Source organism: Polaromonas sp. Polasp52 (genome assembly GCF_059491565.1).
Map to the genome: position 1 here is coordinate 3,121,266 of NZ_CP168513.1, position 15,257 is coordinate 3,136,522.

13 protein-coding genes are annotated in these 15,257 nt (G+C 62.2%); 6 read left to right on the plus strand and 7 right to left on the minus strand.

The genetic code is table 11. From position 1 onward, the window contains the following. Positions 1–7: 7 nt before the first annotated feature. From ACEN9P_RS14590 to ACEN9P_RS14610, 5 genes are all read right to left on the minus strand, one after another. The gene (locus ACEN9P_RS14590; protein WP_495619652.1) at positions 8–1,402 is read right to left on the minus strand and encodes a TRAP transporter large permease; all 1,395 of its coding nucleotides are present in this window, start codon (positions 1,400–1,402) and stop codon (positions 8–10) included. 22 nt (positions 1,403–1,424) lie between these two features. Then, on the minus strand, positions 1,425–1,979 hold the full coding sequence (locus ACEN9P_RS14595; protein ID WP_495619653.1) for a TRAP transporter small permease: 555 nt from the start codon (positions 1,977–1,979) through the stop codon (positions 1,425–1,427). A 157-nt stretch (positions 1,980–2,136) separates the two neighbouring features. Beyond that, positions 2,137–3,141, minus strand: a complete 1,005-nt coding sequence (locus ACEN9P_RS14600) for a sialic acid TRAP transporter substrate-binding protein SiaP (protein WP_495619654.1) — start codon at positions 3,139–3,141, stop codon at positions 2,137–2,139. A gap of 82 nt (positions 3,142–3,223) precedes the next feature. Continuing rightward, entirely contained in the window at positions 3,224–4,189 is a 966-nt protein-coding gene (locus ACEN9P_RS14605) for a tripartite tricarboxylate transporter substrate binding protein (protein ID WP_477663233.1), read from the minus strand. A gap of 74 nt (positions 4,190–4,263) precedes the next feature. Further along, complete coding sequence (locus ACEN9P_RS14610; protein ID WP_477663234.1) at positions 4,264–5,004, minus strand: FadR/GntR family transcriptional regulator; 741 nt, start codon at positions 5,002–5,004, stop codon at positions 4,264–4,266. A gap of 136 nt (positions 5,005–5,140) precedes the next feature. Here ACEN9P_RS14610 and ACEN9P_RS14615 point away from each other — a divergent pair, with 136 nt between their 5' ends. From ACEN9P_RS14615 to ACEN9P_RS14625, 3 genes are read left to right on the plus strand one after another with little or no spacing between them, the layout of a single operon-like run. Next, a complete protein-coding gene (locus ACEN9P_RS14615) occupies positions 5,141–5,875 on the plus strand; it encodes an SDR family oxidoreductase (RefSeq protein ID WP_477663235.1) in 735 nt (244 codons plus the stop codon). Beyond that, the gene (locus ACEN9P_RS14620) at positions 5,872–6,618 is read left to right on the plus strand and encodes an SDR family NAD(P)-dependent oxidoreductase (protein ID WP_495619655.1); all 747 of its coding nucleotides are present in this window, start codon (positions 5,872–5,874) and stop codon (positions 6,616–6,618) included. Before ACEN9P_RS14615 ends, ACEN9P_RS14620 begins: the two co-directional genes overlap by 4 nt. A 31-nt stretch (positions 6,619–6,649) precedes the next feature. Then, a complete protein-coding gene (locus tag ACEN9P_RS14625; RefSeq protein ID WP_495619656.1) occupies positions 6,650–7,498 on the plus strand; it encodes a fumarylacetoacetate hydrolase family protein in 849 nt (282 codons plus the stop codon). 60 nt (positions 7,499–7,558) lie between these two features. Here ACEN9P_RS14625 and ACEN9P_RS14630 read toward each other — a convergent pair whose 3' ends face one another. Both ACEN9P_RS14630 and ACEN9P_RS14635 read right to left on the minus strand, forming a co-directional pair. Continuing rightward, a complete protein-coding gene (locus ACEN9P_RS14630) occupies positions 7,559–8,116 on the minus strand; it encodes a hypothetical protein (RefSeq protein WP_495619657.1) in 558 nt (185 codons plus the stop codon). A gap of 11 nt (positions 8,117–8,127) precedes the next feature. Next, positions 8,128–11,868, minus strand: coding sequence for an RHS repeat-associated core domain-containing protein (locus tag ACEN9P_RS14635; protein WP_495619658.1), 3,741 nt, complete (start codon positions 11,866–11,868; stop codon positions 8,128–8,130). A 354-nt stretch (positions 11,869–12,222) separates the two neighbouring features. Between ACEN9P_RS14635 and ACEN9P_RS14640 the strand changes: the two genes are divergently transcribed. Genes ACEN9P_RS14640 through ACEN9P_RS14650 form a run of 3 tightly spaced genes read left to right on the plus strand, consistent with a single transcriptional unit; the run spans position 12,223 to position 15,238 of the window. After that, positions 12,223–12,957: a TetR/AcrR family transcriptional regulator gene (locus ACEN9P_RS14640; protein ID WP_495619659.1), complete on the plus strand. Its 735-nt coding sequence runs from the start codon at positions 12,223–12,225 to the stop codon at positions 12,955–12,957. Between the two features lie 20 nt (positions 12,958–12,977). Continuing rightward, positions 12,978–14,774, plus strand: coding sequence for an acyl-CoA dehydrogenase C-terminal domain-containing protein (locus tag ACEN9P_RS14645; RefSeq protein ID WP_495619660.1), 1,797 nt, complete (start codon positions 12,978–12,980; stop codon positions 14,772–14,774). Positions 14,775–14,803: 29 nt separating this feature from the next. Then, positions 14,804–15,238 carry a DUF2147 domain-containing protein gene (locus ACEN9P_RS14650; RefSeq protein ID WP_495619661.1) on the plus strand — a complete coding sequence of 145 codons (435 nt, stop codon included), beginning with the start codon at positions 14,804–14,806 and terminating at the stop codon, positions 15,236–15,238. The last annotated feature ends 19 nt before the right edge of the window (positions 15,239–15,257 follow it).

The window sequence follows — 15,257 nt, forward strand, 5'->3', positions numbered from 1 at the left end:
ATCGCATTCAGTAAAACATCTTCGGCAACCAGAGTACCAAGCGGGGGAAGTAGGTGATGATGCCCAGGCTCAATAGCAGCGGCACCAGCCAGGGCAATATGGCCACGGTGGTGCGCTCCACCGAAAGATTGGCCACGCGCGCCAGCACAAACAGCACCATGCCCATGGGCGGGTGCAAGAGGCCGATCATGAGGTTGAGCACCATCACCAGGCCGAAATGCACAGGGTCTATGCCCAGCTGCGCGGTGATGGGCAGCAGGATGGGCACCAGGATGGTGATGGCGGCGGTGGGCTCCAGGAAGCAGCCCACAAACAGCATCAGCAGGTTGGCCAGCAGCAAAAACACCCAGGGGCTCTGGGTAAAGCCCAGCACCCAGGCGGCGATCGCGGTGGTCACGCCGGTGGCTGTCAGCATCCAGCCGAAGATGGACGCGGCCGCCACGATGAACAGCACGGTGGAGGTGGTCTCGACGGTGTCCAGGCAGACCTTGACGAACATCTTGAACTTCAGCGCCTTGTACCACCAAAAGCCCAGCACCATGGCCCAGACGCAGGCCGCGATCGCGCCCTCGGTGGGCGTGAAGAGGCCGGTCGTCATGCCGCCTATCAGCAGCACCGGCGTCATGATGGGCAGCACGGCCTCGAATTTAAAAATCTTGTCGAGCACAAACAGTGCCACCAGCCCGGCAATCACCGTGGCCTGCGCGGGCGCGCCCGCCATGGTGATCAGCGCCCACAGCACCAGCGGCCAGGCCGCCACGACTGCCAGCTCGACCAGGGCCTTGGCCAGCTTGCTGCCCGAGAACTTGATGTCGGCGCCCCATTTGTTCTTGTGGGCGAAGTAGGCTACCGTCAGCATCATCAGCACCGCCATCAACAGGCCCGGCAGCAGGCCGGCCAGGAACAAAGCGCCAATCGACACATTGGCCATCATTCCGTAGATCACAAAAGGCAGGCTGGGCGGGATGATGGGGCCCAGCGTGGCCGAGGCGGCTGTCACGCCGACCGCGAATTCCGAGGAATAACCGTGCTCCTTCATGGCCTTGATTTCAATGGTGCCCAGGCCGGCCGCATCGGCGATCGCCGTGCCGCTCATGCCGGCAAAGATCACCGAGCCCAGCACGTTGACGTGGCCCAGGCCGCCCTTGAGCCAGCCCACCAGCGCCAGCGCGAAGTTGTAGATGCGGGTGGTGATGCCGGCGTTGTTCATCAGGTTGCCGGCCAGGATAAAGAAAGGCACGGCCAGCAAGGGGAAGCTGTCTATGCCCGACACCATGCGGTGTATCACCACAAAAGGCGGCAGGTTGCCGGTGACCAGGATGTAGACCAGCGAGGCGCCCGCCATGGCGACGGCGACCGGGATGCCGGCGCCCATGAAGATCAGGAAAAATATTTTGAGCATGATGGTGAGGGGTCTGTCGCGTTCAGCGGTCTTGCATGGTGGATTCGGGGCGCTCCAGCACGCTGTAGCCGCGGCGGTAATGGATCAGCGCCACTTGCAGTGACCGGACCAGCATGGCCGCAAAGCCCAGCAGGCACAGGCCGTAGACGATGTTCATGGGCAGGTCCACGATGGTCATGCGGGTCTGGTTGCCGATCTTGGCCATCATCTGCCCGGTCATGAACACCGCCGCGCCGTAAAAGGCGATGCGCAGCAGGTCCGTCAGCGTGGACATGGCGCGGCCCATCTTTGCCGGCATGTGGCGGTAGAAAAAATCCACCTGGATGTGGTTGTTCTTGGCCACGCCTATGGCCGCGCCTATGAAGACCACGGCGATCAGCTCGTAACGCGCGATCTCCTCGGTCCAGGCGGCCGAGTCGTTGAAAACATAACGCGTGACGAACTGGTACAGCACCGTGGCGCCCAGCAGCCAGAAAAATGCCAGGGCCACCCAGCCCTCGGCCGTGGTGGTGGACAGATCCACCGCCTCGTCCTCGGTGTGGAATGAACCGTCGTCGCTGATGATTTTTTCGGTCATCGTGTTTCCTTAATCTTTCTCTTTGTGCAGCAGGGCGCCGGTAGTCACCCGGAAAGCGTAGCGAGCGGCCAGAGGTCGCGTCGAGAAGCGCAGCCGTACTTCCGTACGGCGAGCATCACAGGCGCGAGATCTGGCCGCGCAGTAGCTTTACGGGTGGCTACCGCAGATTGATGATGCGGTCGTAGTCTGCCTGGCGGTAACCCTGGTCCGCAGGCGTGGTGCTCTTGAGCACCGCCGCGCGGAAGGCGTCCTTGTCGACCGTGATCACGTTGTTGCCCTTCTTTTTGAACTCATCGACCAGCCGGGCCTCGGAGGCGATGATCTCGCGGCCGGTCTTTTCGGCGGCTTCCAGCATCACGTCGCTGAAGATCTTTTTCTCGTCGGCGGTGAGCTTGCCCCAGAGCTGGCCCGAGACCACGGTCAGCAGCGAATCGACGATATGGCCGGTCAGCGAGATGTTTTTTTGCACCTCATAGAACTTCTTGGCTTCTATGGTCGGCAGCGGATTCTCCTGCGCGTCCACCGTGCCGTTTTGCAGCGCCAGGTAGACCTCGGCAAAGGCAATCGGCGTCGGGTTGGCGCCCAGCGCCTTGGGAAAAGCCATATAGGCCGGCGCGTCGGGCACGCGGATCTTCAGGCCTTTCATGTCTTCAGGCTTGGTGATGGGGCGGGCCGCGCTGGAGGTCACATGGCGCGCGCCGTAATAATTGAGCGCGGTGATGTGGTTGCCGCTTTTCTGGTCGTAGCCGGCGGCCAGCTCCTTGAACACGTCGCTCTTGGCGAACTTGAGCTGGTGCTCGGCGTCGCGGAAGATGAAGGGGAAGTAACCGATGGCCAGCGGCTGGTAGGTGCGGCCGGCAAAACTCGCGCCGGTGAGGATGATGTCCACCGTGCCCAGGGTCAGGCCCTGGTTGATGTCGGCCTCCTTGCCCAGCGTGGAAGCCGGGAACACCTGGATCTCGTACTTGCCGTTGGTGCGCTTCTTGATTTCGTCACCGGCCCAGACCGACCATTTGTGGAAGGGCTCCGAAGTTTCATAGACGTGCGCCCATTTCAGCTTCGTTTGCGCCGAGGCCATGCCGGAAAAGCCCAGGGCGCTTGCCATCAGCGCGCAGGCGGCCAGGGTTTTGACGGCGAATCGTTTGGTGTGGAAGGTATTCATGGTTGTCTCCTCAAAGGGTGTGCTGGCATGAAAGGGAAAACCGGCCGTGCGCGCCAGCGCGCAGGCCGTGAAGCCTGCTGCCTCAGTTCTTCAGGTTGAGCTTGGTCACCAGTTGCTTGAAGGTGTCGTTGTCGCGCACCATCTGCGCCTTGAAGGCGGGGCCGTCGGCATAGGCATAGCCCAGGTTGAGCTTGTCCATGACTTCTTTCATGATGGGTTCGTCGGCGGCCTTTTTGGTCATGGCGCGTATGTAGTCCACCACTTCCGGCGGCGTGCCCTTGGCCACGCCCAGTCCGCGCCAGGTGCCTATGGACAGGTCTATCTTGCGTTCCTTCATCGTGGGCACGTTCTCAAAGCCCTTGACGCGCTGGTCGGCCATCACGCCCAGGATCTTGAGCTTGCCGGCGGCCACGTGCACCGCGACTTCGGCCGGGCTCACGCCCACGGCGTCCACGTGGCCGCCCAGCAGGGCCAGCACGGCGGGGCCCGCGCCCTGGAAGGGAATGTGGTTGAACTTGGCGCCGGTTTTCTCTTCGAGCGAGGCGGCGGCCAGGTGCCAGATGGAGCCGTTGCCGGCGTTGCCGACCTTCACGTCGCTGCCGGTCTTTTTGGCGGCGGCGAGGAAATCCTCAATCGTGTTGTAGGGCGAATCGGCGCGCACCGTGATGGCGGCCGGGTCGGCGTTGAGGCGGGCGATCGGGATGAAGTCGTCCTGCGTGATCTTGGTGATGCCCATGTGCGGGAGGATGGTCACCTCGACGAAGAGCATGGCGATCTTGTAGCCGTCGGGCTTGGCGTTCACCACATCGGCCAGGCCTATGGCGCCGCTGGCACCGGGCTTGTTATAGACCACCAGCGACTGGGTGGTGTATTTTTTGGCTGCTTCGGCATAGGCGCGCGCCAGCGAGTCGGTGCCGCCACCGGGCTGGAAGGCCACCATCACTTCAATCGGCTTGTTCGGGTAGGGCTGGGCCGTGGCGATGGCACACAGGCCCGTGGACAGCAGCAGCGCCGCGGCCAGTCGCTTGGTGTGGGTCAGGAAATTCATGTTTGTCTCGCTTTCTTTTGTTGTAGTGCCAAGTTGCGGTTGAGGGAAATCTCCGGGGGCGGGAATGCTTCTTCTTATTTTTTGGGAGTCTTCTGGTGCTTGGTCCGGCGCCAGCTCACGCTGAAGCGTTTGTGCGAATGGTCCATGTGTTCATGCATGGCCGCGCGCGCGGCATCGGGGTTGCGGTCGCGCACGGCTTCAAAAATTGCCTGGTGCTCCGCAATGGCCGATCGCCAGGATTCCACGGTTTCAAAATGGCCGCCCAGGCGTTCGAACAGCGGGCCGCGCCGCGAATCCCAGAAGCGCTGTACGGTTTCGATCAGCACCACATTGCCGCAGGACTCGACGATGGCGCTGTGGAAAGCCCGGTCGCCTTCCAGTGGCAGCACGCCCCGGTCGGCGTCGGCCTGCATGCTGGCGATGGCCTTGGCCATCGCCTCTATGTGCTTGCGCTTGGCCTGGGTGGCGGCCATGGCGGCGACTTCGCCCTCCACCACGCGGCGCGCGCGTATCAGTTCCAGCGGGCCCCATTCGTCGGGGGGTATCTCGCCGGCCCGGCCGTTGCCGGTACTGGGCGCGCCGCTGCGGTCCAGCACATAGACGCCGGAGCCGGTGCGCACCTCGACCCAGCCCTCGACTTCCATCGCGATCAGCGCCTCGCGCACCGAGGGCCGGCTCACACCAAGCTGGCGCGCCAGGTCGCGCTCGGCCGGCAGGCGCGCGCCCACGGCCCACTCACCGGCGGAGATCAGCGTGCGCAGCTGCTCGGCGATCTGGCGGTACAGGCGTTGCGGTTCGACGGTCTGCAGGGGCATGGAAGGCGATGCGAAAGGGGGTAAAGAGAAGAATGGGCGGCTTAAGGGTAAGCCAGAATTGGACAAGTGGTCAGACCAATTGATAATCCCATGAAACCCCCGGGACAACATCCGGCAAAACCCTGTAGGAGCACTGATGAGACTTGAAGGAAAGAAGGCACTGATTACCGCAGCCGGCCAGGGCATTGGGCGCGCCAGCGCGCTGGCGCTGGCGGCTGAAGGTGCGCAGGTCTGGGCCACCGACCTGAACCCCAAGCTGCTGGAAAGCTACAAAGGCGTGGCTAACATCACCGCGCTGCCGCTGGACGTGCTCGACAAGGCCGCCATCCACAAGCTGGTGGGCGGCCTGCCGGCACTGGACGTGCTGTTCAACTGCGCGGGCTTTGTGCACGGCGGCACGGCGCTGCAGGCCACCGACGAAGAACTCGAGTTCGCCTTCCAGCTCAATGTGCGCGCGCAGTTCTGGATGATCCAGGCCGTGCTGCCGAAAATGCAGGCCCAAAAACGCGGCAGCATCATCAACATGGCCAGCGTCTGCGGCAGCATCAAGGGCCTGCCCAACCGCTTTATCTACGGCACGACCAAGGCCGCGGTGATAGGCCTCACCAAAAGCGTGGCGGCGGACTTTGTGGCCGACGGCGTGCGCTGCAACGCCATCTGCCCCGGCACCGTCGACACGCCCTCGCTGCAGGACCGCATCAACGCCAATGCCGACCCGGTGGAGGCGCGCAAGGCCTTTATCGCGCGCCAGCCGCTGGGACGCCTGGCCCAGGCGCATGAAATCGCGCCGCTGGTGACCTTCCTGGCCAGCGACGAATCCGCCTTTGTGACCGGCCAGGCCTACAACATCGACGGCGGCATCACCATATGAACCAGCTCGACCTGAAAGGTCGGCACGCGGTGATCACGGGTGGCGCGGTCGGCCTGGGTTTTGCGATCGCAGAGCGCATGCTGGCCTCGGGCGCAAGCGTCACCTTGTGGGATATCAAGCCCGAGGCGCTGGAAAAAGCGAAGTCCGGCCTGGGCGCCGGTGTGCACACCGTGGCGGTTGACGTCGGCAGCCATGCGAGCGTGGTGGAGGCGGTCAAACAGACGGTTGCCCACAATCCGGTCATAGACGCGCTGGTCAACTCGGCCGGCATCACCGGCCCCAACGTCAAGCTCTGGGACTACCCGCCCGAGCAATGGATGCAGGTGCAGCAGGTCAACCTCAACGGCCTGTTCTTCTGCTGCCGCGAAGTCCTGCCGCACATGCGCGCGCGCAACTACGGGCGCATCGTCAACATCGCCTCGGTCGCCGGCAAGGAGGGCAACCCCAATGCCAGCGCCTACAGCGCCAGCAAGGCGGCGGTGATCGCACTGACAAAATCGCTGGGCAAGGAGCTCGCCGACACCGGCGTGCGCGTCAACTGCGTGACGCCGGCCGCGGTGAAAACCCCGATTTTTGAGCAGATGACACCCGAGTTCATCCAGTTCATGCTCTCGAAAATCCCCATGGGCCGCTTCGGCACGCCCGATGAGGTGGCGGCCATGGTCAGCTGGCTGTGCACCGAGGATTGTTCTTTTTCGACAGGCGCGGTGTTTGACCTCTCCGGCGGCCGTTCAACATATTAACTTTTAACCTGATTCATCCAAAGGAAAAACCATGAAACTCGTTCGTTATGGCAACCCCGGCAAGGAAAAACCCGGCCTCATCGATGCCAATGGCAAGCTGCGCGACCTCAGCAGCGTCATCAAGGACATAGGCCCCGACCAGCTCGGCGACGCCGCGCTGGCCAAACTGGCCAAACTCAAGACCGACAAGCTGCCGCTGGTCAAGGGCTCGCCGCGCTACGGCAGCCCCATCACCGGAACGCGCAAATTCATCGCCATAGGCCTGAACTACGCCGACCACGCCGCCGAATCCGGCTTGCCGATTCCGGCCGAGCCCGTCGTCTTCATGAAGGCCACCAGCTGCATCCAGGGCCCCAACGATCCCATCATGCTGCCCAAGAACTCGGTCAAGACCGACTGGGAAGTCGAGCTCGGCGTGATCATCGGCAAGCAGGCGCGTTACGTCTCGCAAAAAGAGGCGCTCAACCACGTGGCCGGCTACTGCACCATCAACGACGTCAGCGAACGCGAATTCCAGATCGAGCGCGGCGGCACCTGGGACAAGGGCAAGGGCTGCGACACCTTCGGCCCCCTGGGCCCCTGGCTGGTCACGCGCGACGAAGTGCCGAACCCGCAAAAGCTGTCCATGTGGCTGGAAGTCAACGGCAAGCGCGTGCAAAACGGATCTACCAAAACAATGATCTTCAGCGTGGCCAAGATCATCAGCTACGTGAGCCAGTTCATGACCCTGGAGCCCGGCGACGTGATCACCACCGGCACCCCGCCCGGCGTGGGCCTGGGCATGAAGCCGCCGGTTTTCCTGAAAAAGGGCGACACGATGTCGCTGGGAATTGAGGGCTTGGGCGAGCAGCACCAGACGGTGGTGGCGTTCAAGCTTTAATGGTCTTGAGTCTGCGCTAGGAATCTAGTGCTTTTGAGCGGTGAGTTCGCGAGCGCGAACTCACTCAATGCCAAAGGCCATCCCGGCGAGTTCGGGGGTCTCGATTTTTGATTGAATGTCCCATGGTTCGCGCATCCTTTGCGCGTCCACGGACTCGTCTTTCCTGACGGAAATCCAGGCCCGCCCTTTGCACATCACAAAGAGCTCTGACTTTGTCAGCTTGGGAGCGACGGCTTTGTTGATATAAATCGGCTCTGCGTAGGTGTATGTCTCCTGTTTCGCGAGAAACATGTCTTTGCGAAGAAACAAGTAGTCTGTCTGCGATTTCCCGTTCTCTCCATAGTCCGTCCGACGCAGGAAAGTCACTCGGCCCCGTTCGCTTTTGATGAGCCAGGACGCGCCTTCGGTGGAGTTCACTTCACTCGCGGCGAGTACGCGGCCTCGGGTTTTCGGTTCATTCAGACTCAATATTCGCGCGACCTCCTTCGCGGTACAGCCGGCCCTTCCCAAGGACAGCGCTTGTGTCGGGAGAGTCGCGAGCATGACCAGTAAGCAGAGTGAAATTCCTCTGCTCATACTCAGCACGATCGCAGGACAAATAGCGAGATTTGAGGTCATTGAATAACTTGCTACCGGGTACGAACTTTCCGTTCGAAGTGCGGTTGGTCTTTAAACGACTTCCAATTTCCACCCCACTCGAAGTCGTATCTATTCAGAACTGCGTTGACTGCACCATAGTTGATTGACCAGCTAATGCTACCGCCTGCCATCCGTCCGGCAACGTCGAACGCCAGTCCATAGTTGTGGTTGCTTCGTCCGCCCGGAGCCATTGTGACGATAGCGCCGGGCTTTGTTCGGCCTGAAGCGTACAGATCGTCTTGCTCTTGCCATGTACGAAAACCTTGAACAATGCGTAGGTCGACCCCCATTTCACTAGCGACTGCATTGATACCGGAAACCGTATCAATTTTCATGCTGGGATCAAAATTCCAAGGGTCAAGTTTCCAAATTCGCGCGTTGGTAATCTCGTCGTTGGTTGCATAGCCCGCAGAGTAGTACCGTTGATCCGTCGTTCCTGCTGTGTGTTGCAATTCGTTATAGAGATATCCAAAAGCCGCGGTCACGGCCCCATTCTCAAACTTCCCGCCACCAAGCACCGAAGCACTACCACCGATAACGGCACGTGCTGCCACATTGGCCGCGCGGGTATCGAACTTGACATACGGCGTAGCCAGCTCAGCAACCCCTGCAGACAGTGCACCCGATTTGCAATTACTGCCACTGGCGACACTGGAGACGCAACCCACAGCCGCATGGGCGGCAATGTTTTCAGGCGTACCGGCACCAAGCTGCATGCCGCCAACGGCAATGAATGCCTGCGCCGTTCCGTAACTGACTGCTGCAGCCTTCAACCCTTGCTTTAAAGATCCTGTTTCATAGGTAGTGCGTGCGCCTGTATATATTGCTGCGGCTTCCGGGCCTACGGTCGTGGCAATGAAGATTGTCGCCACCGCCTGAAAAAGCGTGCTGCGCCAGACATCACGCCAGGCACTTGCCAGGGCGCTTCCCAAATTAAAATAACCGCTAGGGTCCGTGTAGGCCAAGGGATTGTTCATCACATAGGCATACCGGTTGTGGCTCTGCAAGTCTTCCGGGCTTTGAATGAAGGGATCGGCACTCATGAACCGTCCGATAAGTGGGTCATAGACCCGCCCATTCATATGAATCACCCCCATCTCGTCAAGGTGCTCATGCAGGGTGTAGCCGCGGTCGGTGTTGAATCCGACGATGGAGTCCAGCACGTCCGGCGTGCCGTTCACAAAGCGCCGCTTGCCCCAGGGATCAAAGGCCATGCGCTCGACCACGGCGCCCGTCTGGTCGCTGACCGCCACAATGCTGCCCAGATGGTCGTGGTGGAAGTAACTGGTGGCCGTCGCGGGGCTTGAGCCCAGCGTTCCCGTTCTTTGGGTGAACAGCGCAAACACCAGGCCGCCGGCGCTCACGTAATGTTTGTTTTCCGTGATGCCCGTGGCCTTGACCTCTTTTTCGTAGGAGAGGCCCAATGAGTCCTCGCCATTCAAGTACCAGGTGGTGCCCGGATTCGGCCCGCCCGTGACAGTCTGTTTGATGCGCTGGTGCTCAGGGCCGTAAACAAAGGCCAGGCTCTTGTCGGTGGTGGTGGCCGTGGGATTGGCCGCATTGACCAGGGCGCCAAACTCGATCCTGGCGGGCATGTTGAAACTGGTATAGCCCTCCCAGCGCACGGTCCGCCTGTTGTTCACCGCATCCTGGCTGACCGTGTACCAGAGGTTGCCGTTGCCCAATGCCGTTCCATTGACCGTTTGCGCCCCGCTCTTGTAGTCATCAAAGGCATAGGCCAGGGCCCGGGTTCCTGTCAGCGCCACCTGCGCACCCGGCGCCGTCTCCAGCGTGATACCGGTCATGCGGTTGGGCCGCGCGCCGTCATACCAGTAGCGGCCCACATCGCTTTTGTAGCTGATGTTGCCCCTGGCGTCGTACATCACCTCCGTCGTGCTCGGCGGGCTCACGGCCCCGCCCAGCACGGTTGCCAGCGTCAGCCGGTTCAAGCTGTCATAAGCAAAGCTCTCCTGGGTGCCCACGCCGGGCGAGTTGTCGGCCCGGGTCTTGAGGTTGCCCAGGGAGTCATAGGTATAGCTCTGGCTCAGCACATTGCCGCTGGCCTGTCCGTCCCGGGTGGCGGTCTGGCCGGTCAATTTGCCGGTGGCCTCGTTGTAGGCCCTGACGGTGCTGACCTGGTTGCCCTGCCTGTACTGGGTGATATGGCCCTGGGCATCCATGGCCAGCACTTCGTAGCTGACGGTCTGGGTAAAGCCATTGCTGCCGCCGCCGTTGACTTGTTTCAGGTAGCCGGTGGCGCTGTAGACATAGCTGGCCTGGTAGCCCGTGGGCCAGGTCTTGCCGGCCATGCGGCCGGTGACGGCGTCATAGGCAATGCTGACCACCGCTGGCGTGGCTGGGTTGTCCAGCACGGTGGCGGTGCTGCTCGGGCGGCCGAGTGCATCATAGGTGTGCACGCGTTTGTAGCCGTTGTCGGCGGTGGCCTCGCAGAGTTTGCCGACGCCCTTGCCGCAGGCATTGCCGTCAAACCTGGTGTCGTAGCTCCAGCGGCTGACCAGGTCGGGCTCGCTGCGCTGGGTCATGCGGCCCAGGCTGTCGTAGGCCATGGTGACGACCTGGCCCAGGCTGTCGCGCTGCCAGACGAGCTCGCCAAAGGCGTTGTAGCGGTACTCCCAGGCGCCCATGGCGGGGTCGGCCATGCTGGTCTTTTGCCCGCGCTGGTTGTAAGCCAGGGTGGTGATGGAGCCGGCGGCGTTGGTCTGTATCAGCTGGCCCAGCGCGTCATAGGTGTAGCTGACGATGTTGCCTTGGGTGTCTCTTACCTCAATCACCTGGCCCTGGGCGTTCCTGGTGGTGGTTCTGGTTTGGCCTTTGCTGTTGGTGACCACCGTGGTCAGGCCGCTGTAGCTCTGGGTGGTGACGGCGATGCCGCCCGGGGCGTCGGGGTCGGGGGATTCTTCGCGAATCACGCGGCCGAGTGCGTCGTAGGTGTAACTTGCCCAGTAGGCGATGCCGCCGACCAGTTTGTAGACATTGGATTTGCGGGCCACGCGGCCCAGGGCGTCGTATTCGGTGTCCTGGACCAGGGTGGGAGCGGCGCCTGTGCCGTCAAAGCCCGCTGTCTGGCTGCGCACGACGCGGTTCAGGGTGTCGTAGTAAGCGCGCTTCTCGGGGGCGTTGACGGTGGCGTTGGCCGCATAACTTTGTTCGATGGCGACCCACTTGAGCACAGCCCCGCCCAGGGGGCCGGGGCAGCTGATGCCGGCGTCGGTGCAGAGTTTGTAGGCCCAGCTGGTGTAGGTGCTGTCGGCACGGGTTTCTTTGCTTTTCCTGCCGAAGTCGTCGTATTCCCAGCGGGTGGCCAGGTTGTTGGGGCCGATGAGGCTGGACGTCGCGCCGAAGCGGGCGTCGTACTGCTTGGTCTCGCTTTGCCCCAGGACGTTGCTGGTGCTGAGCGGAAAGCGGCCATCGCTGCCGTAGCTGCTGCTGGCGCTGCGCGGTGTGGTGGCGCTGGAGATTGCGTAGCCTGTTGCGCCCGCGCAGGCCGATGTGGTGACGCTGCTCTTGTTGCCGAAGCTGTCGTAGCCGTAGCTGGTTTGCAGGCAGTCGTTGGGGCTGCCCGGTTCGACCACTTCCTTGACCAGCAACCCGCTGGCGTCGTATTCGAAGCTGCTGGCGCGGACTTTGGTGTCGGCCCAGGCCGCCTGGCTCCCGCCGAGTGCGGCCAGCATGGCAGCGGCGGCAACGCCCCTGTGAATGTGCTGTTTCATCTTTGCTCCCTGCCCTCTTTTACTTTTGACTGGTTCGGTTTTGGCCCGTGGATTATTCGGGCCTGGGCGGGGCAGTTCAGACGTGTTTGCCCGCGGCCGGACAATGTCTGTACAAAATCTCAAATCACGGGTGGCGCTTATCCAAAGCCTTGCGTCCCTCGGCCTGGCGCAGTGAGAATTGCCTGACCTGTGCGTTGCGCGCAGGCTGTCGCGCCTCTGAAGGCGGCCAAGGGTTTACCCGTGCCACGGTTAGTACGGGGCCCCTATAAGCAGGCAGCCAACAACCCCGGCTTGCCCATGGTCATCAAAGTGTTGCAAAATAGAACGACCGTTCGTTTTATTTTGTAGTACCTCATGCCCGTCACAGAACTTCCCGCCAAAGCCTCCCGCGTCCCCGTCGCGGGCAGCGCCGTAGCCAAAAGCCAGCAAAAAGGCCAGCAGACCAAGGCGGCCATTGTGGATGCGGCCCTGGGCCTGGCCACGCAGATCGGGCTGGAGGGCCTGAGCATAGGCGCGCTGGCCGAGGTCATGCGCATGAGCAAGTCCGGCGTGTTCGCCCATTTTGGCTCGCGCGAGGAATTGCAGATCTCGGTGATCCGCGAGTACCACGTGCGTTTCGAGGAAGAAGTCTTCTTCCCGGCCCTGCAGCAGCCGCGCGGCCTGCCGCGCCTGGCGGCGCTGTTCCACAACTGGATGAAGCGCACCTCGCTGGAAATCGATTCAGGCTGCCTCTACATCAGCGGCGCCGTCGAGTTTGACGACAGGCCGGGCCCGGTGCGCGATGCGCTGGCCGGCTCGGTGCGCACCTGGCTGGCGGCCATGTACCGCGCGGTGGTGCAGGCCAAGGAAGCCGGCCATCTGCGCCCCGACGCCGACGAGCACCAGATGGCTTTTGAAATCCACGGCCTGATCCTGGCGCTGCATTACGAGGCCCGCTTCCTGAAGACGCCGGGCTCCATGGACCGCGCCAACACGGGCTTTGCCAACATCCTGGCCCGCTACGGCGACGCAACGGCCGCTTCTTCCACTCCTTCTACCGCTTCGCCCAAAAAATCTTCGGGCAAAGCCTCCCCTTCCAAACCGGTTTAACGCTAAAGGACCTACCGACCATGCCCCAGTACAACCCACCCTTGCGCGACATGCAGTTCGTCATGCACGAAGTGCTCAAGGTCACCGATGAATTCAAGGCCATCCCCAAGCATGCGGAGGTCGATGCGGACACCATCAACGCGGTGCTCGAGGAAGCCGGCAAATTCGCCGCCGAAGTGACCTTCCCGCTGAACATCAGCGGCGACGAAGAGGGCTGCAAGCTCGACAAGGCCACCCACGAAGTCACGCCGCCCAAGGGTTTCAAGGAAGCCTATGCCAAGTACGTTGAAGGTGGCTGGGCCGCGCTGAGCTGCGACCCGGAATACGGCGGCCAGGGCCTGCCTTTTGTGGTGAACCAGTGCCTGTATGAAATGCTGAACTCGGCCAACCAGGCCTGGACCATGTACCCGGGTCTGTCGCACGGCGCCTACGAAGCCCTGCATGCCCACGGCACCGACGAGCAGAAAAAACTCTACCTGCCCAAGCTGACCAGCGGCGAATGGACAGGCACCATGTGCCTGACCGAGCCGCACTGCGGCACCGACCTGGGCCTCCTGCGCACCAAGGCCGAGCCGCAGCCCGACGGCACCTACCGCCTGACCGGCAACAAGATCTTCATCAGCGCCGGTGAACACGACATGGCTGCCAACATCGTGCACCTGGTGCTGGCCCGCCTGCCGGACGCGCCCCAGGGCAGCAAGGGCATCAGCCTGTTCGCCGTGCCCAAGTTCAACATCGGCAAGGACGGCGCCATCGGTTCGCGCAATGACATCTACTGCGGTGGCCTGGAGCACAAGATGGGCATACACGGCAACGCCACCGCGCAGATGGTGCTGGACGGCGCCGTGGGCACCATGGTGGGTGCGCCCAACAAGGGCCTGGCCGCGATGTTTGTGATGATGAACGCCGCCCGCCTGGGCGTGGGCAACCAGTCGCTGGGCCTGACCGAAGTGGCTTACCAGAACGCGCTGGCCTACGCCAAGGACCGCATCCAGATGCGTTCGCTGTCAGGCGTCAAGGCCAAGGACAAGCCGGCCGACCCCATCATCGTGCACCCCGACGTGCGCAAGATGCTGCTGACGGCCAAGGCCTATGCCGAAGGCGGCCGGGCCCTGGCGATCTACTGCACGCTGCTGCTCGACAAGGAGCTGAACCACCCCGACGAGAAGGTGCGCAAGGACTCCGGCGAGATCGTCGCCCTGCTCACGCCCATCGTCAAAGCCTTCCTGACCGACAACGGCCACATTGCCACCAATGCCTGCATGCAGGTTTTCGGCGGCCACGGCTTTATCAAGGAATGGGGCATGGAGCAGTTCGTGCGCGACAACCGCATCAACATGATTTATGAAGGCACCAACACCATCCAGTCGCTGGACCTGCTGGGCCGCAAGATCCTGGGCAACAACGGCGCCACGCTGAAGAAGTTCGGCAAGGTGATCGCCGCGCTGATCGCCGAGGAAGGCGTCAACGAGAAGATGGCCGAGTTCATCAACCCGCTGGCCTACCTGGCCGACCAGATGACCAAGTTCACCACTGAACTGGGCTTCAAGGGCTTCCAGAACCCCGACGAAGTGGGTGCCGCCGCCGTCGACTACCTGCGCGTGGCCGGCCACCTGGTGTTCGGTTACTTCTGGGCGCTGATGGCGCAGACCGCGCTGCGCGAAATCGCCGCCGGCAACACCGACAAGTTCTACGTAGCCAAGCTGCAGACCGCGCGTTTTTACTTCGCCAAGCTGTTCCCCGAAACCGCGACGCTGATGCGCACCGCGCGCGCCGGCAGCAAGTCGCTGATGGACACCGACGAAGCGCTGGCCTGAGCCTCTTGAACAGATCGACGGGAGAGACCATGAAAAGAAAATTGTTGATGATCGTTCTGGGCCTGATGGCCATCCCGGCCTTGGCCCAGAACACGCCAGTGGGTTTGTGGCGCGGCTTCGACGAAAAAACCGGTGATCCCAAATTCGAGGTCCGTATCACTGAAGCCGGCGGTGTGCTCAATGGCAAAGTCGAAAAACGCATGTCCCCCGGCGTCAAGCCCGACGACATTTGCACCGAATGCACCGATGACCGCAAGGACAAGCCACGCCTGGGCCTGGAAATCATTCGCGGCGCCAGGAAGTCGCCCGACGGCGATGTCTGGGAAGGCGGCAAGATCCTGGATCCGGACAGCGGAAAAAGCTACTCCCTCAAGATGACCCCGATTGAAGGCGGCAAAAAGATGGAAGTGCGCGGGTCCATCGGTCCCTTCGGCCGTACCCAGACCTGGACGCGTTTGCCATGAATGCCATAAAAGCGAGGGG